Raw genomic sequence first — 24,532 nt, forward strand, 5'->3', positions numbered from 1 at the left:
TTGCTCCCCGATGCTACCGGGGCAGGCGGGGCTGCCGCCGCGATCGCCCGACCAGGCCCGGGTGTACGGGACCTTTCGTGCCAGCGCAGGCGGCGGCAGCACTAGGCTGACCTCGTGGAGCCGGTATACGGGACTGTGATCAACCTCGCTCGCTGCGTCTGGCGGCTGCAGGGCCTCAGGTTCACCGTCACCGGCGTGGAGAACCTGCCGGCCACCGGGGGCGCGGTGATCGCGATCAACCACACCAGCTACTTCGACTTCACCTTCGCCGGGTTGCCCGCCTTCAAGCAGGGCCGCGGCCGCAAGGTGCGCTTCATGGCCAAGCGGGAGGTCTTCGACTCGAAGGTCAGCGGACCCATCATGCGCAGCCTGCGGCACATCCCGGTCGACCGCGACAGCGGCGCCGCGTCGTTCGCCGAGGCGTGTCAGCGGCTCAAGGAGGGCGAGCTCGTCGGGGTCTATCCCGAGGCGACCATCAGCCGGAGCTTCGAGATCAAGGAGTTCAAGTCGGGCGCCGCGCGCATGGCGATCGCCGCCGACGTGCCGATCATCCCGCACATCGTCTGGGGTGCCCAGCGGATCTGGACCAAGGGCCATCCCAAGAACATGTGGCGACCCAAGGTCCCCATCTCGGTGGCGGTGGGCGAGCCCATCGCGCCCACGCTGCCCGCCGCCGAGCTGACGGCGCTGCTGCACTCGCGCATGCAGCACCTCCTCGAGCAGGTGCAGGTGGCATACGGGGAGCATCCCGCCGGTGAGTACTGGGTGCCCCATCGCCTGGGGGGCGGTGCGCCGACGCTGGCCGAGGCCGACCGGATGGACGCCGAGGAGGCCGCGGAGAAGGCCGCTCGCCGCGCCGAGCGCTTGCGCGAGAAGCCATCGGGAAGCGCCGAGCGCTTGCGCGAGAAGCCATCGGGAAGCGCCGAGCGCTCGCGGGACGAGTCTCCGGGGTAGTGCCATGGAACCGGTCTTCCGGGCGCTGGAGATCGCGGCCGGTGTCGCGGTGCGGGCCACCGCAACGCAGATCGGCCATCGAGATCTCCAGAACATCCCCGCCACGGGTGGCGCGGTGATCGCCATCAACCACACCGGCTACGTCGACTTCCTGCCCGCAGCCCTGGCCGTCAAGGAGCGGGGCCGTCGCCTGCGCTTCATGATCAAGGCCGAGATGCAGGACGTGAAGGTGGTGAACTTCCTGATCAAGCATTCCAAGACCATCCCGGTCGACCGCCAGGCAGGCGCCGGCGCCTACGCGGTGGCGGTGCAGCGCCTGCGCGAGGGCGAGCTCGTCGGCGTCTACCCCGAGGCCACCATCAGCCGCAGCTTCGAGCTCAAGGAGTTCAAGACCGGTGCCGCCCGGATGGCGTTGGAGGCGCGGGTGCCGATCGTGCCGCTCGTCGTCTGGGGCGCCCACCGGCTGTGGACCAAGGACCACCCCAGGAATCTGGGCCGCAAGAGGATCCCGGTCACCGTCGCGGCGGGTCCGGCCCTGCCTCCTGCCGGCGCGCCCGAGGAGTTGATGGGCAGGCTCCGCGAGGAGATGACGGCCCTGCTGCACGAGGTGCAGGAGTCCTATGACCACCCCGGGGGAGCCCACTGGGTGCCGCACCGACTTGGCGGGAGCGCCCCGACCATGGAAGAGGCACGCGTGCGTGAGGAAGCCGAGCTCGCGGCGCGCGCCAAGGGCCGGGCCAACGACCGCGCCGTAGACGAGGACTCGGAGAACCGCTAGTGCTACCCACCATGATCGCCACCGACGTCGACGGCACCCTCCTCGACGAGGACGAACTCGTCACGCCCCGCACCAAGGCGGCCGTGCTGGCCGCGGTCGCCGCGGGCACGAGGTTCGTGCTCGCGACGGGCCGGCCGCCGCGCTGGATCTCCCCGGTGGTCGACGCGCTGGGCTTCGCGCCGATGGCGGTGTGCGCCAACGGCGCCGTGCTCTACGACCCGGCCAGCGACCGCATCCTGTCGGCCAAGACGTTGTCCGCCGACGTGCTCGCCGAACTAGCCGAGGTGGCGATGCGGGTCATCCCCGGTGCCGGGCTGGCCGTCGAACGGGTGGGACGCAGCGCGCACGATGCTGCCACGCCGCAGTTCTTGAGCTCCCCGGGATACGAGCACGCTTGGCTGAACCCCGACAACACCGAGGTGTCGCTGGAGGACGTACTGGGGGCACCCGCGGTGAAACTGCTGATCCGCAAGGCCGGTGCCAGCAGCGCCGACATGGCTGCGGCCCTGGCGCCGCACGTCGGCATCGAGGGGGATCTGACCTATTCGACCAACAACGGGTTGATCGAGGTGGTCCCGCTCGGCGTCAGCAAGGCCACGGGCATCGACGAGGTCGCCAGGCCGCTCGGCATCGCCGCCGAGGACATCGTGGCGTTCGGCGACATGCCCAACGACATCCCGATGCTGCTGTGGGCCGGTCTCGGCGTGGCGATGGGCAACGCGCATCCCGAGGCGAAGGCGGCGGCCGACGAGATCACCACGCCGAACTCCGACGACGGCCTGGCGCGAGTGCTCGAGCGTTGGTGGCTCTAGCTGCGGTTGCCGATGGGCGTGAAGCGTTCCAGCTGAACGGGCGAGTGATCCTTGTCCAGCGGGATGTCGAGGGCGACGCCGTCGATCACCCGGGTGACGGAGCCGTCGAGGCGGTCGAGGTTCAGTGTGCCGTGCTGAAAGTTCTGCACGATCCACTGCGGTTCCTGGATCTCACCGCTGGTCGGTAGGCCCAGTGCGCCGCGTTCGAAGCCCAGCTTGCCCCAGGCCTCGTAGATCGACCCGGTGAGCGGTTCGGCCCCGGTGACGGGGGACCAGTACATCGCACCCTTGTCGAATGTGACGTAGCGCGATGCGCCGTCGCCGGGTGTCTCCGGAGTGCTTGGCGCTCCGAGGGGGCTGGCCTCGCCGCCCATCGCCGCCCACTTGGCGTAGATGGCGCCGCCGCGCAGGGTGTCGGCCAGACTCCGCGGCCCGATTGGGGTGTTGAAGTGTGCTGCGGTGTCCCGCAGCAGCGGCATCGCCGCGTAGGCCGCATTGCCCGGGCAGTCGGTGTTGCCGACGTCGCGGTGGGTGAAGATCGTCGGCAGCGTGATCGCCGCGCCCTGCGGGAACTTGGTGAACGAGCCGCCAGCCGAGGTCAGGACGACGTTGCCGAGCGGGTCGACGTGGTCGATGCCGAGGCGCCAGCCCAGCAGCCGGCCGGTGGTGCGCAGTTGGATCGGCGTCGGCGGGACGTCGTCGAAGTTGCCGAGCATCGCCACGCCCCACGTGTCGAGGTTGAAGCCGCCGGTGTGGGCGCCCTCGACGGGCCGGTCGATGCCGCCGGCGCGGCCCTCGAACACCTGGCCGTACTTGTCGACCAAGGCGTTGTAGGCGATGTCGCACCAGCCGAGGGTGCGGGTGTGGTATTCGAAGATCGAGCGGACGATGCCCGCGGAGTCCTGCGGGCCGTAATCGTTGCTGCCCGCGGTGTGGTGTACGACGCCGGCACGAACCCCGCTGTCGTACACCGGTTTTCCGCACACCTCGGACTCGTTGGCGCCCCACTGGGCTCGTCCGATGATCGCGGGCGGCACGCCCGGCGGGGTGGCGGCCTCCGGGGGAATCGAGGAGATGTCGACCGGCGCCTGCGGGGGGCTGATGAGCACCGCCCTGACGTCTTGGCCGAGGGGTCGTTCGACGCTGGCGGGCAGATAGCCCAGCGCCGACTTCGGTGCGCCGGTTGGTCGTGCCGGTGCGGCCGGCGTTCGATCCACGGCGATCTGGACGTCGGTGGTGTGCCCGACGAAGACGGGTTCGGTGCCGCGGACGCCCGCGCCGTCGGGGCCGAGGCCTTCGAGGGACTCCGCCTCGTACCAGGGGCCCCACGAGCCGTTCGCCTGTTTGGCGCGGACGCGCGCCGAGGTTCCGGTCAGGTCGTCGGCCGTTAGCGCGACCATGGCGAATGGGGTGTCCTGATGCAGTTCGCGGACGGTCTCACCGTCACCGATGCCGTCGAGCGGGCGCTCGGTGATCAGCGGGTCGGTCGCCACGGGCATGCGGACCGGTTCGCCGGGCAGGCCGTAGCTCGCCAGCGGCATGATCACTGCGGTCGCCGCGACGGCGGAGAACAGCAGCGACGGCAGTTGACGGCGACACGGCACGGGCTGATGTTACGTATGTGTCGGGTGTTACCAGAGTTTCGACACGGTTCGAAGTGGGTGGATTCGGGCGCAACGGCACCGCAGAGCCCGTCAGAAGATCTGCGGTGCGTCTGCGGTGCCGTTTCGTCGCAAGTTCTAGGCGGCGGGAGCGGCGGCTGCCGCGGCTGCCGCCGGTGCGGCCGCGCCCTGCTTGATGGCACCGGTGATCATCGGCATCACCATGCCCTTGAGCAGGTCGATGGCCTGGCCGGCGCCCAGCGTCTGAGCGGCACTGCCCAGATCGCCGAGCAGTCCGCCACTGCCGCTACTTGCCGCGGGTGCGCCAAGCCCAAGGGACGGATCGCCACCCAGGATCGGGTAGGTGCCCGCGGACGGGTCGACGCCAAGGCCGGTCGCACCAGTACCCGGCAGGCCGAGGCCGGTGTTGGCGGCCGGCGTGGTCAACCCGCCAAGACCACCCGTCGGGCTGGTCAGCGCCGGATTGGTCAGACCTGCATCGGTCAGACCTGGCGTGGTGAGACCGGGGGTGGTCAGACCGGGCGTGGTGGCGCCGGGCACCGTGAGACCCGGAGTGGTCGCCGCCGGCGTGGTCAGGCCCGGCGTGGTCAGGCCGGGCGTGGTCAGGCCGGGGGAGGTCAGACCGGGGGAGGTCAGGCCGGGCGACGTCAGACCGGGGGAGGTCAGGCCGGGCGTGGTCAGGCCGGGCGTGGTCAGGCCGGGCGAGGTCAGACCGGGCGAGGTCAGACCGGGGCTGGTCAGCGGGCTGGTCAAGGTGGACGCGGCAGGCGCGCCTGATCCGGTCAGCAGGCCGGTCGGCAGTGGGGGCAGGTTGACCCCGAACTGCGAGAGACCCTGGGACAGCGCCCCGAGCAGCTCATTGGGCAGATCGGTGACCAGGGCGGCCTGCACGAACTCCCGATGCTGGGGGGCAGCCTGGTTGGCAGGGGTCAGGTCGGAAAGCGCGGCAACTGCGACTGGACTTGCGACGGCCAGGGCGGCGACTGCGCTCATGGCTGTCGAGAGCTTGCGTCGACGACGGTTAGGCACGGAAGTCTCCTCGGTATTTCTTGGACCGTGTGTGTGGATACAACGAGTTCGATGGTACGGCTGAGACTGGTGTGACTAGAGTGCCGATGCGCAATCGTGAGCGAATCGCGACCTGCCGTCCTGGCGGCCTCACCCGAGCGGGGAATCGGGCCGCCCCGCCCCAGCGGTGGGCCGACCAGTGGCCCGTGTCGGATACCCTTGCTGCCGATGACAGCCCGCTTTGACCTTATCGTCGTCGGTTCCGGATTCTTCGGCCTGACGATCGCCGAACGCGTGGCCACGCAGCTGGACAAGCGCGTTCTCGTGCTCGACCGCCGGCCCCACATCGGCGGCAACGCCTACTCGGAGCCCGAGCCGCAGACCGGTATCGAGATCCACAAGTACGGCGCCCACCTGTTCCACACGTCCAACGAGCGGGTGTGGGACTACGTGCGGCAGTTCACCGAGTTCACGGGCTATCAGCACCGCGTCTTCGCGATGCACGCCGGCCAGGCGTACCAGTTCCCCATGGGCCTCGGTCTGGTCTCGCAGTTCTTCGGCAGGTACTTCACGCCCGACGAGGCGCGAGCGTTGATCGCCGAGCAGGCCGCGGAGTTCGACTCCACGCAGGCGCAGAACTTCGAGGAGAAGGCGATCAGCCTGATCGGCCGCCCGCTCTACGAAGCGTTCGTGAAGCACTACACGGCCAAGCAGTGGGAGACCGATCCGAGGAACCTGCCGGCCGGCAACATCACCCGCCTGCCGGTGCGCTACACCTTCGACAACCGCTACTTCAACGACACCTACGAGGGCTTGCCCGTCGACGGTTACACCGCGTGGCTGGAGAACATGGCAGCCGACGACCGCATCGAGGTCCGGCTGAACACCGACTGGTTCGAGGTGGGAGACGAGCTCAAGGCCGCCAATCCCGGTGCGCCCGTCGTGTACACCGGTCCGCTGGACCGGTACTTCGACTACTCGGCCGGCCGACTGGGCTGGCGCACCCTGGACTTCGAGACCGAGGTCCTCGACACCGGCGACTTCCAGGGCACGCCCGTCATGAACTACAACGACGCCGAGGTGCCATACACCCGCATCCACGAGTTCAGGCACTTCCATCCCGAGCGGTCCTACCCGACCGACAAGACCGTCATCATGCGCGAATACGGGCGATTCGCCAAGGACGAGGACGAGCCCTACTACCCGATCAACACCCCAGAAGACCGCGCCATGGTCACGGCCTACCGTGAGTTGGCCAAGGCCGAGACCGCGTCGCAGCACGTGCTGTTCGGTGGGCGCCTCGGCACCTATCAGTACCTCGACATGCACATGGCGATCGCCAGCGCGTTGAACATGTACGACAACACGCTGGCTCCGCACCTGCGCGATGGTGCACCGCTGACCGCAAACGACCCAGAAAGCAATCGAAGATGAGTGACATCCCTTCGGGCGCACTCGAAGCCGGGCAGTCCAAGGCTGCGAGCCTGCTGTCCCGCATCATCCTGCCCCGCCCCGGTGAACCGCTGGACGTCCGCAAGCTCTACATCGAGGAGTCGAGCACCAACGCCCGGCGTGCGCACGCCCCCACCCGCACCGCGCTGGAGATCGGCGCGGAGTCCGAGGTGTCGTTCGCGACGTACTTCAACGCGTTCCCGGCGAGCTACTGGCGCCGCTGGTCGATCCTCGAGTCCGTGGTGCTGCGCGTCGAGCTGACCGGCAGCGCACGCGTCGACGTCTATCGCTCCAAGGCCACCGGCGCCCGCATCACCGTCGGCGGCAGCGCGGTGTCGAGCGCCGATCGAGACGGCACCGCCGTCGCCGAATTCGAGGTCGAACTCGACCCGTTCGAGGACGGCGGCTGGATCTGGTTCGACGTCACCACCGACACCAACGTCACCGTGCACAGCGCGGGTTGGTACGCGCCGATTCCCGCCCCGAGCCGCGCCAACGTCGCCGTCGGCATCCCGACCTTCAACCGGCCGGCCGACTGCGTCAACGCGCTGGCCACCCTGACGTCGGATCCGCTGGTCGACGAGGTGATCTCGGCGGTCATCGTCTCCGACCAGGGCGCCAAGAAGGCCAAGGACCATCCCGACTTCGCCGCGGCCGCCGCCGGACTCGGCGACCGGCTGACGATTCACGACCAGCCCAATCTCGGTGGTTCCGGCGGTTACAGCCGCGTGATGTACGAGGCGCTGAAGAACACCGACTGCGAACAGATCCTGTTCATGGACGACGACATTCGCATCGAGCCGGACTCGATCCTGCGGGCGCTGGCGTTCAACCGCTTCGCCAAGACCCCGACGCTGGTCGGCGGCCAGATGCTCAACCTGCAGGAACCGTCGCACCTGCACGTGATGGGCGAGATGGTCGACCAGGCGAACTTCATGTGGACCAACGCCATCAACACCGAGTACGACCACAACTTCGCCAAGTACCCGCTCAACGACGAAGAGGAATACCGCAGCCGGCTGCTGCACCGCCGCATCGACGCCGACTTCAACGGCTGGTGGATGTGCATGATCCCGCGCAGCGTCGCCGAGGAGCTCGGCCAGCCGCTGCCGCTCTTCATCAAGTGGGACGACTGCGAGTACGGGCTGCGCGCAGGCGAACACGGCTACCCGACGGTCACGCTTCCCGGTGCCGCGATCTGGCACATGGCCTGGAGCGACAAGGACGACGCCATCGACTGGCAGGCGTACTTCCACCTGCGCAACCGGTTGGTCGTCGCCGCCATGCACTGGGACGGCGGCATCGCCGGGCTGATCGGCAGCCACCTCAAGGCAACGATCAAACATCTTCTCTGCCTTGAATATTCGACGGTGGCCATTCAGAACAAGGCGATGGACGACTTCCTTGCGGGCCCAGAGCACATCTTCTCCATCCTGGAGTCGGCGCTGCCCGAGGTGCGGGCGATGCGCGCCCAGTTCCCCGACGCGGTGGTGCTGCCCAGCGCCACGTCGTTGCCGACCCCGTCGGACAAGCGGTGGCGCAAGAAGATCAAGATTCCAGTGAGCCCGCTGGCGATCTCGGTGCGTCTGGCCCGCGGCGTCGTGCACCAGCTCAAGCCGCACGATCCCGCGCACCACGTCCGCCCGCAGATCAACGTCGCGACGCAGGATGCGCGCTGGTTCTCGCTGTCGCGGGTCGACGGCGTCACCGTCACGACGGCCGACGGACGGGGCGTGGTGTTCCGTCAGCGCGACCGCGACAAGATGTTCGAGCTGCTGCGCGAATCGCTGAAGCGTCAGGCCCTGTTGGCCCGTAAGTTCAACCGGATGCGCAAGGTGTACCGCGAGGCCCTCCCAGTGCTGTCCAGCCCACAGAAGTGGGAGACGGTGCTGCCGACGACGCCGAGTGCTCCAGCAGAAGTGTCCCGGTGACCGACACCCTGCGGGGCGAGGACGCGGCGCTGGTCGCCGTGCAATCCACCCTCGCCGGACGTCCCGGCGTGCTGCCGGGCGCGCGGGCGCTGTCCCACTTCGGTGAGCACAGCGCCGGCTGGGTCGCGGTGGCGGCGCTCGGCGCGCTGGTGCAGCCGCAGCGCCGCAGGGTGTGGTTGACCGCGGGGTTCGGTGCCTTCGCCGCCCACGCGGCCGCCGTCGTGATCAAGCGGGTGGTGAAGCGGGAGCGTCCGCACCACCCCTCGATCGCGGTCAACGTCGCGACGCCGAGCCGGTTGAGCTTTCCGTCTGCCCACGCGACGTCGACCACGGCGGCATCGATCCTGCTGGGACGCGCAACGGGGTTGCCGCTGCCGTGGCTGTTGGTGCCGCCGATGGCGTTGTCGCGCTTGGTGCTTGGCGTGCACTATCCCACCGACGTGCTCGCCGGAGTGGCAGTCGGTGCCGTCGTGGCCAATGCGGTTGGCGCCGCGATCGGACCAGAAGGAGACAGGTGAGCCCGCATGAGTGAGGAAGCCCCACCCGTGGCCGGGCCGCCCCGCAACGTGGTCACCGGCGTCGTCAAGGCGATCCGACCGCGTCAGTGGGTGAAGAACCTGCTCGTCCTTGCCGCGCCGGTCGCCGCGCTCGGTCGCGACGTCCGGTTCGACGGACACGACATCGTCAACGTCCTCATCGCCTTCGTGACGTTCAGCCTCGCCGCTTCGTGCATCTATCTGGTCAACGACGCACGTGACGTCGAAGCCGACCGCGCCCACCCCACCAAGCGCAACCGCCCGATCGCCGCTGGCGTGGTACCCGTGTCGCTGGCCTTCGGCCTCGCGATCGCGCTCGGTGCCATCTCGCTGGGTCTCGCTTGGTACGTCTCGCCGAACCTGGCGCTGGTGATGGGCATCTACATCGGCGTGCAGCTCGCGTACTGCTTCGGTCTCAAGCACCAGGCGGTGCTCGACATCTGCATCGTGTCCTCGGGCTTCCTGATCCGGGCGATCGCCGGCGGTGTCGCCGCCAACATTCCACTGTCGCAGTGGTTCCTGCTGGTCATGGCCTTCGGTTCGCTGTTCATGGCCGCGGGCAAGCGGTATGCCGAACTGCAGCTCGCCGAGCGCACCGGCGCCAAGATCCGCAAGTCGCTGGAGAGCTACACCAGCACCTACCTCCGCTTCGTCTGGACGCTGTCGGCCACCGCAGTCGTGCTCTGCTACGGGCTGTGGGCCTTCGAGCGTGACCGCAACGCCGGCGGCTCGTTGTACGCCGTGTCGATGGTCCCGTTCACGATCGCGATCCTGCGGTACGCCGTGGACGTCGACGGTGGTCTGGCGGGGGAGCCCGAGGAGATCGCGTTGCGCGACCGGGTACTGCAGCTTCTCGCGGTGGCGTGGATCGGAAGCGTCTGTGCAGCGGCCTACTTCAGCTGACGGGCTGAACGTCGAGGTCGCGCGCCCGCCAGCGAGTGGGAGCGCCGCCACCCGGGGACTCTTGTTGACGCGGTCACCGGCATTTCGCTTTCACCCCACCGTGCGCATCAGCCTCTGGCTGAGCGTGGTGGTGATCGGTGCCTTGTTCGCCTGGGGTGCCTGGCAGCGCAGATGGATCGCCGACGACGGGCTGATCGTGCTGCGAACCGTGCGAAACCTGTTGGCGGGCAACGGTCCGGTCTTCAACGCCGGTGAGCGCGTGGAGGCCAACACCTCGACGGTGTGGACCTACCTGGTCACCCTGGTGGCCTGGATCGGCGGCCCGCTGCGGTTGGAATACGTCGCCCTGGCCCTGGCCTTGACGCTCAGCGTGGCCGGCATCGTGTTCGTGATGCTGGGCACCGGTCGGCTGTACGCGCCCGGCCTGCGCGGCCGACAAGCCTTGCTGCTGCCCGCCGGCGCGCTCGTCTACATCGCCATCCCACCGGCGCGGGACTTCGCCACCTCCGGGCTCGAAAACGGTTTGGTGATGGCCTATCTGGGCCTGCTGTGGTGGATGATGGTGTGCTGGTCGCAGGGGCCACGGATCAATTTGCGCGCCGCCAGGGAACCCGCGCTCAACGTAACCACCCGCAGCTTCGACGCGGCACTGGCGTTCCTCGCGGGGTTGTCGGTGCTGATCCGGCCGGAACTCGCCCTGATCGGCGGTGTCGCCCTCGTGATGATGCTCGTCGCCGCCCGCGGCTGGCGGCGCCGGCTGCTGATCGTCGTCGCCGGTGGTCTGCTGCCGGTGCTCTACGAGATCTTCCGGATGGGGTACTACGGGCTGCTGGTCCCCGGCACCGCGATCGCCAAGGATGCGTCCGGATCGAAGTGGGCGCAGGGTTTCGTCTACCTCACCAACTTCAACCATCCCTATCTGCTGTGGGTGCCGCTGGTGCTGCTGGCGGGACTCGGCCTGCTGTTACTCGGCGTGCGAAGCCTGTTGTGGCGCAAGCGCGGTCCGGCCGCCCGCATACGCGGTCGCTGGGCCGGCATCGTCCAGAGCCCCACCGCGGTCGTGGTGTTCATGCTCGTCAGCGGCGTGGTGCAGGCGGTGTACTGGATCCGCCAGGGCGGCGACTTCATGCACGGCCGCGTCCTGCTGACGCCGCTGTTCTGCCTGCTCGCCCCGATCTCGGTGATCCCCATCGTGCTGCCTGCCGGGATGCGCGCGGTGCGCGGTCCCGGATATCTGCTGGCCGGCGCGACGGCCGTGTTCTGGTTGGCCGTCGTGGGCTGGTCGCTGTGGGCAGCGAATTCACCGGGTCTTGGTTACGACGCCACCAGGGTGACCTACTCCGGCATCGTCGACGAGCGGCGCTTCTACGCTCAGGCCACCGGGCACGCCCACCCGCTGACCGCCGCGGATTACCTGGACTATCCGCGCATGCGTGCCGTCGTCGCGGCCATCGACAACACCCCGGACGGTGCGCTGCTGCTTCCGTCGGGCAACTACGACCAGTGGGACGTCGTGCCGGCGATACCGCCGCCGCTGCCGCCGCCCCTGCCGGGCACCGCGCCCGTCATCGAATCCGTCGGACACGGACCCCACACCGTCTTCTTCACCAACCTCGGCATGCTCGGCATGAACGTGGGGCTCGACGTGCGCGTCATCGACCAGATCGGCCTGGCCAACCCGCTGGCCGCGCACACGGCACGGCTGGAGGATGCCCGCATCGGGCACGACAAGAATTTGTTCCCGGACTGGGCGGTGGCCGAGGGCCCGTTCTTGCCGATGCGCCCGTATCTCCCGCCGTATCTCGACGAGGACTGGGTGGCGCAGGCCAAGGTGGCTCTGACGTGCCCGCAGACCGACGCGATGCTCACCTCGATCCGGGCCCCGCTGGGTCTGCGCCGATTCGCCTCGAACGTCCTGCACGCGTGGGAATTCACCAAGTACCGGATCGATCGGGTGCCCCGCTACGAACTGGCCCGATGCGGTCTCGAGCCACCGGCGCCGAAGAATCCGCCGTACACGGGCATGCCGGCCACCGGGCCGTGATCGCGCTCACGGGATTTGTTCGCCGGCCGGTCCGTCTGATTTGGTAACGATCAGGCCACGTCGAGGCGATACACGGACGAGTGCCTCGACGCTCGCCATGAGCTGTGCCCCGGAAACGGCCGGTCACCGGCCGCCGGATGGACGAAATTGGATGGTTGGACCGACCGATGTGGACGACGAATGCGCGCCGCGGCCTGGCCCGTGGAGCTGGCTGCCGATGGCGCCGCGCAGCAGCGGCGCTAGCTGCGGTGTTGGCGTTGCCGGCGCTGACGGCCGTCGGTGATCTCGCCGGTGCGACGCCGACCGCGGCCGCGTTCTCGCGCGAGGGTCTGCCCGTGGAATACCTCGACGTCTACTCGGCCGCGATGGGGCGCAACGTGCGGGTGCAGTTTCAGGCCGGAGGCGCGCCGGCGCCGAGCAAGGCGGTCTACCTGCTCGACGGTCTTCGCGCCCAGGACGACTTCAACGGCTGGGACGTCAACACCGCGGCATTCGAGTGGTTCCACCAGTCCGGGGTGGCCGTGGTCATGCCCGTCGGTGGCGAATCCAGCTTCTACACCGACTGGTATGCGCCGTCGAGCTTCAACAGCCAGACCTATACCTACAAGTGGGAGACGTTCCTGACCAGGGAGCTCCCCGACTACCTCGCGTCGGCCAAGCAGGTGTCGCCCACCGGCAACGGCGTCGTCGGACTGTCGATGGCGGGTGGTGCCGGACTGATCCTGTCGGCCTACCACCCCGCGCAGTTCACCTACGCGGCGTCGCTGTCGGGCTTCCTCAACCCCTCGACGCTGTTCATGAAGCAGGCCATCAGGGTCGCGATGCTCGACGCGGGCGGTTACAACGTCGACGACATGTGGGGCCCGCCATGGGATTCCGCCTGGAAGCGCAACGATCCCGTCGTGCAGGCCGACCGGATCGCCGCCAACGGAACACGCCTGTGGATCTACTGCGCGCCCGGTGGCGGCCCGGTCGACGAGAACGTCGATCCGGGTCAGTCGTTCAACGCCAGCAGCCTGGAGTCGCTGGCCATCAACGGCAACAAGCGCTTCCAAGATCGCTACGCCAAGGCCGGTGGCGCCAATGCCACGTTCGTCTTCCCGGCCGAGGGAAACCATTCGTGGGCTTACTGGGGTCAGCAGCTGCAGGCCCTCAAGCCCGACTTGATTGCCACGCTCGATGGCTGACGCCGGCGGACGTGAGGAGCAAAGGAGCTCCACCAGGCAGGACACTCGCGGGAGCGTGGTAATGCTTCCTCGTGTGGTTGACTACAACTGCACGCAGCAGGTCTGTCGTGCGGCATACGAACAGATGGGATCTATACAAGCATGAGTTTCTTGGGAAAGATGGCGCGCCGCGCAGCGGTCGCGGCCCTGGCAGCGGGAACGCTGGCAGGACTGGTAGGCGTCGTCGGGGGCTCGGCGACGGCAGGGGCATTCTCGAAGCCGGGACTGCCGGTCGAGTACCTGATGGTTCCGTCCGCTTCGATGGGACGCGACATCAAGGTGCAGTTCCAGAGCGGTGGCGCCAACTCACCGGCGCTGTACCTGCTCGATGGTCTGCGCGCTCAGGACGACTTCAACGGCTGGGACATCAACACCCAGGCGTTCGAGTGGTACGACAACTCGGGCATCTCGGTCGTCATGCCCGTCGGTGGCCAGTCGAGCTTCTACTCCAACTGGTACAAGCCCGCGTGCGGCAAGTCCGGCTGCCTGACCTACAACTGGGAGACGTTCCTGACCTCGGAACTGCCCAGCTACTTGTCGGCGCAGAAGAGCGTCAAGCCAACGGGCGGCGCGGCGGTCGGTCTCTCGATGGCCGGCGGTTCTGCCCTGGTCCTGTCGGCACACCACCCCGACCAGTTCATCTACGCCAGCTCGATGTCCGGCTTCCTCAACCCGTCCGAGGGCTGGTGGCCCGGCCTGATCAACGTCTCCATGGGTGACGCGGGTGGCTACAAGGCCAACGACATGTGGGGACCTGCCGAGACCGATCCGGCGTGGAAGTACAACGACGCCATGGTCCAGATCCCGACGATCGTTGCCAACGGCACGCGCATCTGGGTCTACTGCGGCAACGGCACGCCCAGTGAGCTCGGCGGCAACAACCTGCCGGCCAAGTTCCTCGAGGGCCTGACCATCCGTACCAACCGGACGTTCCAGGAGAACTACATCGCCGCCGGCGGCAAGAACGGTGTGTTCAACTTCCCGGATGCCGGCACGCACGACTGGCCCTACTGGGGCGCGCAGCTTCAGCAGATGAAGCCCGACGTGCAGCGGGTGCTCGGCGCGGTTCCGACCGCATAGCAAAGCACTGAACAGGCGGCGGCGATCCCTTTGGGGTCGCCGCCGTCGTTCGTTTCCGGCGTGCCCCGTCGTCGTGATGTGATTCACTACCAACCATTGCTCGTCGCGTCCGTGGCCATCCGCGCGGGCGGGGATCCAGTCGACCAAGAGATGTGGTGAGGTGCGTATGAGGTTGCTCTCGACGCTGTTCCGGACGACGTGCGCCCTGATGCTGGCCGCCACCCTGTGGCTGGCCAGCCCTCACGTCGCCAGGGCCGAGGGTGTCGAGTACCTGATGGTGCCGTCGGCGGCGATGGGCCGCGACATCCCGGTGGCGTTCCAGGCTGGGGGCCCGCACGCGGTCATCCTGCTGGACGCCTTCAACGCCGCGCCGGACGTCAGCAATTGGGTCACCGCGGGCAACGCCATGAGCGCCCTGGCCGGCAAGGGCATCTCGGTGGCCGCGCCCGCCGGCGGTGCGTTCAGCATGTACACCAACTGGGAGGCCGACGGCAGCAAGCAGTGGGACACCTTCCTGTCCCAGGAGCTGCCGGACTGGCTGGCCGCCAACAAGGGGCTGGCGCCAACCGGACACGGCGTCGTCGGCGCCGCCCAGGGCGGCTACGCCGCGATGGCGCTGGCGGCGTTCCACCCCGACCGGTTCCGCTACGCGGGTTCGCTGTCGGGCTTCCTCACCCCGTCGCAGACCGCGCTCAACGGTGCGATCACCGCGGGAATGGCCAGCTTTGGCGGCGTCAACACCCAGGCCATGTGGGGCGCTGCGCAGTTGGGCCGGTGGAAGTGGCACGACCCCGACGTGCACGTCGACCTGCTCAACGCCAACAACACCCGGTTGTGGGTCTACAGCCCCGCCGCGCTGGAGTGCAGCGACCCGGCGGCGATGATCGGCTACTGCGACCAGGCCGCGGGCAGCAACCGCACGTTCTACCAGCACTACCGCGGGGTGGGCGGGCACAACGGCCACTTCGACTTCCCCACGTCCGGGCAGCACGACTGGGGCAGCTGGGCGCCGCAGCTGAGCGCCATGTCCGGCGATCTGGCCGCCGCCATCAGGTAGCGCGAGGCTCGTCCTCCAGCAAACCGTTCTGCGGTCTTGCCTAGCCCAGCCGGTACGTTGGAGACGTGCAACTCGGCGGACCTCGAACGGCAAGCGCCGCCATGGCGTGCGCAGCCTTGATGGTCAGTGGTTGCGGCATGGGTGACGACGTCATGGCAACCATCGGGATGCCGCCGTCGGAGACCACGGCGGCGGGTCCCAGCGCGCAGACCTTCGCCGAGCCCCCTGCCGCGATACCCGGTCAGGATCCGGAGATGGTGGTCACCCCGGCCCAGCATGCGTTCCTCGACGCCCTCGGCGAGGCGGGCATCAAGCCCTCCAGCGAGCTGTCCGCATTGAGCATCGGCTCCTATGTGTGCCAGGCTCGGGCGGCCAAGCAGAGCGATCAAGCGGTCTGGGACTTCGTGTTGCCGATGGTCCGCGGTGACGTCAAGGACGCCTACCCCGAATCGGAGACACCACCCGCCGGGCAGGTCGACTCCGCCACCGCCGACTACATTCGCATCGCCACCGACACCCTTTGCTAGCAGGAGACCTTCTCACTTCATGGCCAACACTCGCCGACGCAAACGTCACCGTGTCCTCGCCCTGACCGCCGCGGGTGCGGTGGCGGTGCTCGTCGGACTCGTCGTGGTCGGACTCTGGATCCTGTTGCGCGCGCCCGAGCGGCCGCCCAGCGCGACCCCGCCCACGGCGCTTCCGCCGACCAGTACGACGACGCCGGGAACCAAGCCGCGGCCGGACTCTCAGGACGCGAGTTGCGCCGACGTGATGGTGCTGTCCATCCCGGGCACCTGGGAGTCCTCGCCCCAGCTCGACCCCGTCAACCCGACGCAATTCCCGATTGCGTTGCTGCTCAACGTCACCAACCCGTTGCGGCAGGCCTACGGCACCGACCGGGTCGCGGAGTACACGGTTCCCTACACCGCGCAGTTCCACAATCCGTTCGCCGCGGACAAGCAGATGTCCTACAACGACAGTCGCGCCGAGGGCACCAAGGCCGCCATCTCGGCGCTGACCGACATGAACAATCGCTGCCCGCTGACCAGCTACGTCATCGTCGGGTTCTCGCAGGGCGCGGTGATCGCCGGTGACCTCGCCAGCGACATCGGCAACGGCCGGGGACCCATCGATGCCGACCTGGTGCTCGGCGTGACGTTGATCGCCGACGGCCGCAGGCAGGAGGGCGTCGGCAACGACGTCGGCCCGAACCCCGCCGGGCAGGGTGCCGAGATCACGCTGCAGGAGGTTCCCACGCTGTCCGCGCTGGGGCTGACGATGACGGGCCCGCGCCCCGGCGGGTTCGGCTCGCTCAACGACCGGGTGAACCAGATCTGTGGTCCTGGCGACCTGATCTGCTCGGCGCCGGAGGGTGCGTTCTCGATCGTCAACCTGCCCAAGACGCTCGAGACGCTCAGCGGTGGTGCCGGTCAGCCGGTCCACGCCATGTACAACACCCCGGAGTTCTGGTCGTTGAACGGCCAGACCGCGACGCAGTGGACGACGTCGTGGGCGCAGGGGCTGATCGACAATGCTCCGCACCCGAAACACGGGTGAGCCGGGCGGCCCATGCACTGCGCGGCGCGGATTTGGCCTGCGCTGGCAGGTCGCCTAACATTAAGAGAAACGTAAGAGCGCTCGCCCGAGAAACACGGCGGGGTGTCATGCGGTTGGTCCGGAACCGAGCCGCCGCGCCCCGGTACGATCTTGAGGTTTGGCCTCGCCCGATTTCGCGGCGGGAGCAGCTTCGACAGGAGAGTGAAATGGGATTCCACAACCCGTTCTTGAAGAACGGCCTAATCAGGTTTCCCGACAACGGCAACCTCGTCCGTCACGTCGAGAAGTGGGCCAAGGTCCGGGGCGACAAGCTCGCCTACCAGTTCATCGACTTCTCGACCGAGCGTGACGGCGTCGCCCGCAACCTCAACTGGGCCGACTTCAGCGCCCGCAACAAGGCCGTCGGTGCGCGCCTGCAGCAGGTGACCCAGCCCGGTGACCGCGTGGCGATCCTGTGCCCGCAGAACCTGGACTACCTCGTCGGGTTCTTCGGCGCCCTCTACGGCGGCCGCATCGCGGTGCCCCTGTTCGACCCGTCCGAGCCGGGTCACGTCGGCCGCCTGCACGCCGTGCTCGACGACTGCAAGCCCACGGCCATCCTGACCACCACCGATTCCGCCGAGGGCGTGCGCAAGTTCTTCCGCACCCGTCCCGCCAAGGAGCGTCCCCGCGTCATCGCCGTTGACGCCGTCCCGGACGAGGTCGGCGCCACCTGGGTGCCCGAGGACATCACCCAGGACACCATCGCCTACCTGCAGTACACCTCGGGCTCGACACGCATCCCGACCGGTGTGCAGATCACCCACCTGAACCTGGCCACCAACATCGTCCAGGTGATCGAGGGCATCGGCGGTGACGAGGGTGACCGCGGCGTCACGTGGCTGCCGTTCTTCCACGACATGGGGCTCATCACCGCGATGATCTCGCCGGTGGTCGGCCACTACATCACGTTCATGACGCCGGCGGCGTTCGTCCGCCGGCCGGGACGGTGGATCCGCGAGATGGCCCGCAAGGACGACGACACCGGCATGGTGATCTCGGTGGCGCCGAACTTCGCGTTCGACCACGCCGCAGCGCGCGGAGTGCCCAAGGACGGCGAACCGCCACTGGACCTCTCCAACATCCGCGCGGTCCTCAACGGCAGCGAGCCGATCTCGGCGGCCACCGTGCGCAGGTTCAACGACGCGTTCGGTCCCTTCGGCTTCAACCCCAAGGCGCTCAAGCCGTCCTACGGTCTGGCCGAGGCCACGCTGTTCGTGTCCACCACGCCCACCGACGAGCCGCCGAAGATCGTCCACGTCGACCGCGAGCAGCTCAACCAGCAGCGCTTCGTCGAGGTGCCGGCGGACGCGCCGTCGGCCGTCGCGCAGGCCTCGGCGGGCAAGGTCGGCGTCGCCGAGTGGGCCGTCATCGTGGACGCCGAGACCGCCACCGAGCTTCCCGACGGTCAGATCGGTGAGATCTGGATCAGCGGGCAGAACATGGGCACGGGCTACTGGGGCAAGCCGGAGCAGACCGTCGCCACCTTCCAGAACATCCTCAAGTCGCGGACCGAGCCGTCGCACGCCGAGGGCGCCACCGATGACGCGACCTGGGTCAGCACCGGTGACTACGGAGCCTTCTACGACGGCGACCTCTACATCACCGGCCGCGTCAAGGACCTCGTCATCATCGACGGCCGCAACCACTACCCGCAGGATCTCGAGTACTCGGCGCAGGAGGCCAGCAAGGCGTTGCGGACCGGGTTCGTCGCAGCTTTCTCGGTGCCGGCCAACCAGCTGCCCGCCGAGGTGTTCGAGAACGCCCACGCCGGGCTCAAGCGCGACCCGGACGACACCTCCGAGCAGTTGGTGATCGTCGCCGAGCGGGCGCCGGGTGCCCACAAGATGGAGCTCGAGCCCGTCGCCGACGAGATCCGCGCGGCCATCGCCGTGCGGCACGGCGTCACCGTGCGCGACGTCCTGCTCACCCCGGCTGGTGCCATCCCCCGCACCTCGAGCGGAAAGATCGGCCGTCGCGCCTGCCGCGCCGGCTACCTGGACGGCAGCTTGCGCAACGGAAAGATAGCGAACGACTTCCCCGACCAGACGGACTGACGCATCGGTCGGTCCCATCGACCCAGGCCGCACGCGGCGAAAGTGAACAGTGAACATGACTGACGCAGAGAACGTTTCGCCGTCTCCGGCCTCCGACGAGGGCTCCTCGCCGGAGATCCGGCCCGCCCGCACCGACAAGACGGTCGGTGAGATTCGGGAGTTCCTGCGCAACTGGATCGCCAACGCCACCGGGCAGGCTCCCGACTCCATCGACGAGTCCGCCCCGATGGTCGAGCTGGGGTTGTCCTCGCGCGACGCGGTTGCCATGGCCAGCGACATCGAGGACCTGACCGGTGTCACGCTGACGGCCACCGTCGCGTTCCGTCATCCCACGATCGAATCGCTGGCGACGGTGATCGTCGAGGGCGAGCCGGAGGACGACGCGGCCGCCGACGAGGACGAGGATTGGTCGCGCGAGCCGGATCTCGCGGACATCGCGATCGTCGGCATCGGCACGCGGTTCCCCGGCGACTTGAACACTCCCGACGAGATGTGGCGCGCGCTGCTCGAGGGCAAGGACTCCAGCTCCGAGCTTCCCGAGGGCCGCTGGGAGGAGTTCCTGGCCGAACCGCGCATCGCCGAGCGAGTGGCCAAGGCGCACACCCGCGGTGGCTACCTCTCCGACATCAAGGGTTTCGACTCGGAGTTCTTCGCGCTGTCGAAGATGGAGGCCGACAACATCGATCCGCAGCAGCGGATGGCGCTCGAGCTGACCTGGGAAGCGTTGGAGCATGCCAGGATTCCGGCGTCGAGCCTGCGTGGTGAGAGCGTCGGGGTCTACGTCGGCAGCTCGAACAACGACTATACGTTCCTGAGCATCGCCGACCCGAATGCCGCGCACCCGTACGCCATCACCGGCACCGCGAGCTCGATCATCGCCAACCGGGTGTCCTACTTCTACGACTTCCGCGGCCCGTCCATGTCGATCGACACCGCGTGCTCGTCGTCGCTGGTCGCCGTGCACGAGGGCGTCAAGGCGCTGCGCGCCGGCGACGTCGACGTCGTCGTCGCCGGTGGCGTCAACGCCATGATCACCCCGATGGTGACCCTCGGCTTCGACGAGGTGGGCGGCGTGCTGGCGCCCGACGGTCGCTGCAAGTCCTTCTCGCACGACGCCAACGGTTACGCCCGCTCCGAGGGCGGCGGCATGCTGGTGCTCAAGCGGGTCGCCGATGCCCGCCGCGACGGCGACGACATCATCGCCGTGATCGCAGGCAGCGCGGTCAACCACGACGGACGGTCCAACGGACTGTTGGCGCCCAACCCGGACGCCCAGGCCGACGTGCTGCGCAAGGCCTACAAGGACGCGGGCATCGACCCGCGCACCGTCGACTACGTCGAGGCCCACGGGACGGGCACCATCCTCGGTGACCCCATCGAGGCGGACGCGCTGGGCCGGGTGGTCGGCAAGGGTCGCGCTGCCGACAAGCCGGCCCTTCTGGGGGCGGTGAAATCCAATCTGGGACACCTGGAGTCGGCCGCGGGTGCGGCCAGCCTGGCCAAGGTTGCGCTGTCGCTCAAGCACGACAAGGTGCCGCCGTCGATCAACTACACCGGGCCCAACCCGTACATCGACTTCGAGAAGATCCGGATCAAGGTCAACGACCAGGTCACCGACTGGCCGCGGTATGGCGGTCACGCCATCGCCGGCGTCTCGGGCTTCGGTTTCGGTGGCGCCAACGCCCACCTGGTGCTGCGCGAGGTGCTGCCGTCCGATCTGACCGAGCCCGAGCCAGTCTCGGAAACCGTTGCCCCCCAAGAGAAGTCGGAAGCCGACGCAGTGTACGTGGGCGGGGTGCGGGTGGACGAGTACGGCGAGTTCATCGACGACGATGACGACGCGCTCGACGTGCCGGCCGCCTCGGCTGAGGCCGAGCCCGAATTGCCCGGCCTGACCGACGAGGCCTTGCGCCTACTCGAGCTCGCCCGCGAGGAACTCGAAGCCGCCGAGGCCGAGAACCCGACGAAGAAGCTCGTCCCCCTTGCCGTTTCGGGTTTCTTGACCTCACGCAAGCGTGCCACCGCCGCCGAACTCGCCGACTGGATCGACGGGCCGCAGGGCCGGGCGTCCTCCCTGGAGGCCATCGGTCGGTCGCTGAGCAGGCGCAACCACGGGCGCTCCCGCGCCGTGGTGCTGGCCCACGATCACGACGAGGCCGTCAAGGGCTTGCGCGCGCTGGCCGAGGGCAAGCAGAGCCCGCTGGTGCTGGCCGCCGACGGTCCGGTCACCAACGCCCCGGTCTGGGTGCTGGCCGGATTCGGTGCGCAACACCGCAAGATGGGCAAGAGCCTGTACCTGCGCGACCCGATCTTCGCCGAGTGGATCGACAAGGTCGACGCCCTGATCCAGGACGAACGCGGTTACTCCGTCGTCGAGCTGATCCTCGACGACTCGATCGACTACACCAACGAGACCTGCGACTACCCCATCGAAGTGGTCCAGACGGTGATCTTCGCCCTGCAGATCGCCCTCGGCGAGCTGCTCAAGGCCCACGGCGCCAGCCCCGGTGCGGTGGTGGGACAGTCACTCGGTGAGGCCGCGGCGGCCTACTTCGCCGGCGGCCTGAGCCTGGCCGACGCCACCCGCACCATCTGTTCGCGAGCTCATCTCATGGGCGAGGGCGAGGCGATGTTGTTCGGGGAGTACATCCGGCTGATGGCGCTCGTCGAGTACTCGGCCGACGAGATCAAGTCCGTCTTCGCCGACTACCCGGGTCTCGAGGTGTGCGTCTACGCGGCGCCGACGCAGACCGTCATCGGTGGGCCACCCGAGCAGATCGACGCGATCATCGCGCGCGCCGAATCCGAGGGCAAGTTCGCCCGCAAGCTGCAGACCAAGGGCGCCAGCCACACCCAGCAGATGGACCCGCTGCTCGGTGAGCTCTCCGCGGAGATCCAGGGCATCGAACCGCATTCGCTGCAGACGGCCTACTTCTCGACCGTCCACGAGGGCCAGCTGATCCGGGCCGGCGCCGAGCCCATCCACGACGTCGACTACTGGAAGAAGGGGCTGCGCCACAGCGTCTACTTCACCCACGGCATCCGCAACGCGGTCGACAACGGTTACACCACCTTCTTGGAGCTGGCGCCAAACCCGGTGGCGCTCATGCAGGTTGGGCTGACGACGGCGTCGGCGGGCCTGCACGACGGGCAGCTGATCGCGACGCTGGCGCGCAAGCAGGACGAGGTCGACTCGATGACCACGGCCATGGCGCAGCTCTACGTCCACGGTCACGACCTGGACATCTGGACGCTGTTCTCGCGGGCCACCTCCGAGGAGGACTACGCACCCATCCCGCCGACGCGCTTCAAGCGCAAGTCACACTGGCTCGACGTGCGCTTCACCGGCGACGGGTCCAACATGCTGCCCGGCACGCACGTCGCGATGCCCGATGGCCGCCATGTCTGGGAGTACTCCCAGCGCGGTGCCACTGACCTCGGTGCGCTGGTGAGAGCGGCTGCGGTGCAAGTACTTCCAGACGCCAAGCTGACCGCCTTCGAACAGCGCGCGGTCCCCTCCGACGACGCCCGGTTGGTCACCACGCTGACCCGCCACCCGGGTGGGGCGACGGTGCAGGTGCACGCCCGCATCCAGGAGTCCTTCACGCTGGTGTACGACGCGATCGTGACGCGCGGCGGGCAGGCAAGCGCGCTGCCGATGGCAGCGCCGGTGGCCACCGCGGTAGCGACGGACGCAGTCGTGACCCCTAGCGGGCCCGCTGTGCTCGAGGAGCCCGAGCCCGCCGACGAGCCGGCGATCCTGCAGGACAACCTCACCGCGGGTGCGGGTCTGGCGGCGGGTTTCGCCAAGTGGTCGCCCGACAGCGGCGAGACCATCGCCCAGCGTCTCGGTGCGATCGTCGGCGGCGCCATGGGCTACGAGCCCGAGGATCTGCCGTGGGAGGTGCCGCTCATCGAGCTGGGCCTGGACTCGCTGATGGCCGTGCGGATCAAGAACCGCGTCGAATACGACTTCGACCTGCCGCCGATCCAGCTGACCGCGGTGCGTGACGCCAACCTCTACGCCGTGGAGAAGCTCATCACCTACGCGATCGAGCACCGCGACGAGGTCGATCAACTGGCCGAGGTGCAGAAGACGCAGACCGACGAGGAGATCGCGGCGGCGCAGGCCGAGCTGATGGGTGGCGCGACCACGGTCGCCGAGCTCGAGGAGCTGCTGACCCAGAAGCAGGCCGAGGCCGAGGCAGCCGCCGCGGCGCCCATCGACACCGCGGGAATCGTCCCGCCACCGCCGCCGACCAATCCGGCCGGTCCGGGAACGCCGGCACCTCCGACGAACCCGGCGGGCCCGGCCGAGACCAAGACGTCGGCTGCCGGCCTGGCGGCCAAGGTGCTGACGCAGGAGGCGGTCACCGAGGCACTGGGCGCCGACGTCCCGCCACGGGATGCGGCCGAGCGGGTCACCTTCGCGACGTGGGCGATCGTCACCGGCAAGTCACCCGGCGGCATCTTCAACGAATTGCCGTCGATCTCCGCCGATGTCGCGGAGAAGCTGGCCGAGCGGCTCTCCGAGCGAGCCGACGGGGTCGTCACCGCCGAGCAGGTGACGTCGGCCCGCACCATCCAGGACCTGGCGACCGTCGTTCGCGATCTGATGGATGCCGGCGAACTCGACGGGTTCGTCCGCACCATCCGCGCCAGGCCCGAGGGTTCGACCCGGACCCCGGTGTTCGTGTTCCATCCCGCCGGCGGGTCCACGGTCGTCTACGAGCCGCTGCTCAAGCGGCTGCCCCCGGACACCCCGATGTACGGCTTCGAGCGGGTCGAGGGTTCGGTCGAGGAACGCGCGGCGCTGTATCTGCCGAAGCTTCGGGAGATTCAGGGCGACGGCCCCTACATCCTGGTCGGCTGGTCGCTCGGTGGCGCGCTGGCCTACGCCTGCGCGATCGGACTGAAGCGCCTTGGCGCGAAGGTCGAATTCGTCGGCCTGATCGACATGGTCCGCCCGGGCGAAGAAGTTCCTCAGACCAAGGAGGAGACGCGGGCGCGGTGGGATCGTTACGCGCTGTTCGCGTCGCGGACCTTCAACGTCGAGATCCCCGAGATCCCGTACGAGCAACTCGAGGACCTCGACGACGAGGGCCAGGTGAAGTTCGTCCTGGATGCGGTCAAGGATGCCGGCGTCGACATTCCCGGCGGCATCATCGAGCACCAGCGGACGTCCTACCTGGACAACCGGCTCCTCGAGACGGCGGAAATCCAGCCATACGACGGGCACGTCACGCTCTACATGGCCGACCGGTACCACGACGACGCCATCTTCTTCGAGCCGCGCTACGGCATCCGCCAGCCCGACGGCGGCTGGGGTGAGTTCGTCGCCGATCTCGAGGTGATCCCGATCGGGGGCGAGCACATCCAGGCCATCGACGAGCCGTACATTGCGAAGGTTGGCGCGCACATGAGCGAGGCGATCAGCCGCGTCGAGGCCGGCGCGGCGAAGAAGGAGAAGTAGGCG

The 24,532-nt window shown here is 68.5% G+C and carries 17 protein-coding genes; 15 read left to right on the forward strand and 2 right to left on the reverse strand.

Features of this window, described 5'->3' with window-relative positions:
* Positions 1–114: 114 nt before the first annotated feature.
* From SBI80_RS08195 to SBI80_RS08205, 3 genes are read left to right on the forward strand one after another with little or no spacing between them, the layout of a single operon-like run.
* Positions 115–954, forward strand: coding sequence for a lysophospholipid acyltransferase family protein (locus SBI80_RS08195; protein WP_318973973.1), 840 nt, complete (start codon positions 115–117; stop codon positions 952–954).
* Between the two features lie 4 nt (positions 955–958).
* A complete protein-coding gene (locus SBI80_RS08200; protein WP_318973974.1) occupies positions 959–1,732 on the forward strand; it encodes a lysophospholipid acyltransferase family protein in 774 nt (257 codons plus the stop codon).
* Positions 1,733–1,743: 11 nt separating this feature from the next.
* Complete coding sequence (locus tag SBI80_RS08205; protein WP_318973975.1) at positions 1,744–2,544, forward strand: HAD family hydrolase; 801 nt, start codon at positions 1,744–1,746, stop codon at positions 2,542–2,544.
* Here SBI80_RS08205 and SBI80_RS08210 read toward each other — a convergent pair.
* Both SBI80_RS08210 and SBI80_RS08215 read right to left on the reverse strand, forming a co-directional pair.
* Positions 2,541–4,148, reverse strand: a complete 1,608-nt coding sequence (locus SBI80_RS08210; RefSeq protein WP_318973976.1) for an N-acetylmuramoyl-L-alanine amidase — start codon at positions 4,146–4,148, stop codon at positions 2,541–2,543. The two genes, SBI80_RS08205 and SBI80_RS08210, sit on opposite strands and share 4 nt — an antisense overlap.
* 135 nt (positions 4,149–4,283) lie before the next feature.
* Positions 4,284–5,195, reverse strand: a complete 912-nt coding sequence (locus SBI80_RS08215; protein ID WP_318973977.1) for a hypothetical protein — start codon at positions 5,193–5,195, stop codon at positions 4,284–4,286.
* Between the two features lie 207 nt (positions 5,196–5,402).
* Between SBI80_RS08215 and glf the strand changes: the two genes are divergently transcribed.
* From glf to pks13, 12 genes are all read left to right on the forward strand, one after another.
* Positions 5,403–6,608: a UDP-galactopyranose mutase gene (gene glf, locus SBI80_RS08220; protein WP_318973978.1), complete on the forward strand. Its 1,206-nt coding sequence runs from the start codon at positions 5,403–5,405 to the stop codon at positions 6,606–6,608.
* Positions 6,605–8,557 (forward strand): glycosyltransferase, encoded by a 1,953-nt coding sequence (locus tag SBI80_RS08225; RefSeq protein ID WP_318973979.1) that lies wholly within the window; start codon positions 6,605–6,607, stop codon positions 8,555–8,557. Before glf ends, SBI80_RS08225 begins: the two co-directional genes overlap by 4 nt.
* Positions 8,554–9,075, forward strand: a complete 522-nt coding sequence (locus tag SBI80_RS08230; RefSeq protein WP_318973980.1) for a phosphatase PAP2 family protein — start codon at positions 8,554–8,556, stop codon at positions 9,073–9,075. The genes SBI80_RS08225 and SBI80_RS08230 overlap by 4 nt, the downstream gene beginning before the upstream one ends.
* 6 nt (positions 9,076–9,081) lie before the next feature.
* Complete coding sequence (locus tag SBI80_RS08235; RefSeq protein WP_318973981.1) at positions 9,082–9,996, forward strand: decaprenyl-phosphate phosphoribosyltransferase; 915 nt, start codon at positions 9,082–9,084, stop codon at positions 9,994–9,996.
* A gap of 61 nt (positions 9,997–10,057) precedes the next feature.
* A complete protein-coding gene (aftB, locus tag SBI80_RS08240) occupies positions 10,058–12,040 on the forward strand; it encodes a terminal beta-(1->2)-arabinofuranosyltransferase (protein ID WP_413232675.1) in 1,983 nt (660 codons plus the stop codon).
* Between the two features lie 167 nt (positions 12,041–12,207).
* Positions 12,208–13,227, forward strand: a complete 1,020-nt coding sequence (locus SBI80_RS08245) for an alpha/beta hydrolase (RefSeq protein WP_318973983.1) — start codon at positions 12,208–12,210, stop codon at positions 13,225–13,227.
* A 141-nt stretch (positions 13,228–13,368) separates the two neighbouring features.
* Positions 13,369–14,346: an esterase family protein gene (locus SBI80_RS08250; RefSeq protein ID WP_318973984.1), complete on the forward strand. Its 978-nt coding sequence runs from the start codon at positions 13,369–13,371 to the stop codon at positions 14,344–14,346.
* 166 nt (positions 14,347–14,512) lie between these two features.
* Entirely contained in the window at positions 14,513–15,403 is an 891-nt protein-coding gene (locus tag SBI80_RS08255; protein WP_318973985.1) for an esterase family protein, read from the forward strand.
* 137 nt (positions 15,404–15,540) lie between these two features.
* Complete coding sequence (locus SBI80_RS08260; protein ID WP_318973986.1) at positions 15,541–15,930, forward strand: DUF732 domain-containing protein; 390 nt, start codon at positions 15,541–15,543, stop codon at positions 15,928–15,930.
* Positions 15,931–15,949: 19 nt separating this feature from the next.
* Entirely contained in the window at positions 15,950–16,960 is a 1,011-nt protein-coding gene (gene culp6, locus SBI80_RS08265) for a carboxylesterase Culp6 (protein WP_318973987.1), read from the forward strand.
* Positions 16,961–17,166: 206 nt separating this feature from the next.
* Complete coding sequence (gene fadD32 / locus SBI80_RS08270; RefSeq protein ID WP_318973988.1) at positions 17,167–19,056, forward strand: long-chain-fatty-acid--AMP ligase FadD32; 1,890 nt, start codon at positions 17,167–17,169, stop codon at positions 19,054–19,056.
* Positions 19,057–19,111: 55 nt separating this feature from the next.
* On the forward strand, positions 19,112–24,529 hold the full coding sequence (pks13, locus tag SBI80_RS08275; protein WP_318973989.1) for a polyketide synthase Pks13: 5,418 nt from the start codon (positions 19,112–19,114) through the stop codon (positions 24,527–24,529).
* The last annotated feature ends 3 nt before the right edge of the window (positions 24,530–24,532 follow it).

The sequence above is a fragment of the Mycolicibacterium sichuanense genome (assembly GCF_033741125.1).
Taxonomy (GTDB): Bacteria; Actinomycetota; Actinomycetes; order Mycobacteriales; family Mycobacteriaceae; genus Mycobacterium.

Coding starts and splice junctions, on each gene's coding strand:
- culp6 (WP_318973987.1), top strand. CDS start 15,950: ATGGCCAACACTCGCCGACGCAAACGTCACCGTGTCCTCGCCCTGACC.
- SBI80_RS08260 (WP_318973986.1), top strand. CDS start 15,541: ATGGGTGACGACGTCATGGCAACCATCGGGATGCCGCCGTCGGAGACC.
- glf (WP_318973978.1), top strand. CDS start 5,403: ATGACAGCCCGCTTTGACCTTATCGTCGTCGGTTCCGGATTCTTCGGC.
- SBI80_RS08250 (WP_318973984.1), top strand. CDS start 13,369: ATGAGTTTCTTGGGAAAGATGGCGCGCCGCGCAGCGGTCGCGGCCCTG.
- SBI80_RS08200 (WP_318973974.1), top strand. CDS start 959: ATGGAACCGGTCTTCCGGGCGCTGGAGATCGCGGCCGGTGTCGCGGTG.
- SBI80_RS08205 (WP_318973975.1), top strand. CDS start 1,744: ATGATCGCCACCGACGTCGACGGCACCCTCCTCGACGAGGACGAACTC.
- SBI80_RS08235 (WP_318973981.1), top strand. CDS start 9,082: ATGAGTGAGGAAGCCCCACCCGTGGCCGGGCCGCCCCGCAACGTGGTC.
- pks13 (WP_318973989.1), top strand. CDS start 19,112: ATGACTGACGCAGAGAACGTTTCGCCGTCTCCGGCCTCCGACGAGGGC.
- SBI80_RS08225 (WP_318973979.1), top strand. CDS start 6,605: ATGAGTGACATCCCTTCGGGCGCACTCGAAGCCGGGCAGTCCAAGGCT.
- SBI80_RS08255 (WP_318973985.1), top strand. CDS start 14,513: ATGAGGTTGCTCTCGACGCTGTTCCGGACGACGTGCGCCCTGATGCTG.
- SBI80_RS08245 (WP_318973983.1), top strand. CDS start 12,208: ATGTGGACGACGAATGCGCGCCGCGGCCTGGCCCGTGGAGCTGGCTGC.
- fadD32 (WP_318973988.1), top strand. CDS start 17,167: ATGGGATTCCACAACCCGTTCTTGAAGAACGGCCTAATCAGGTTTCCC.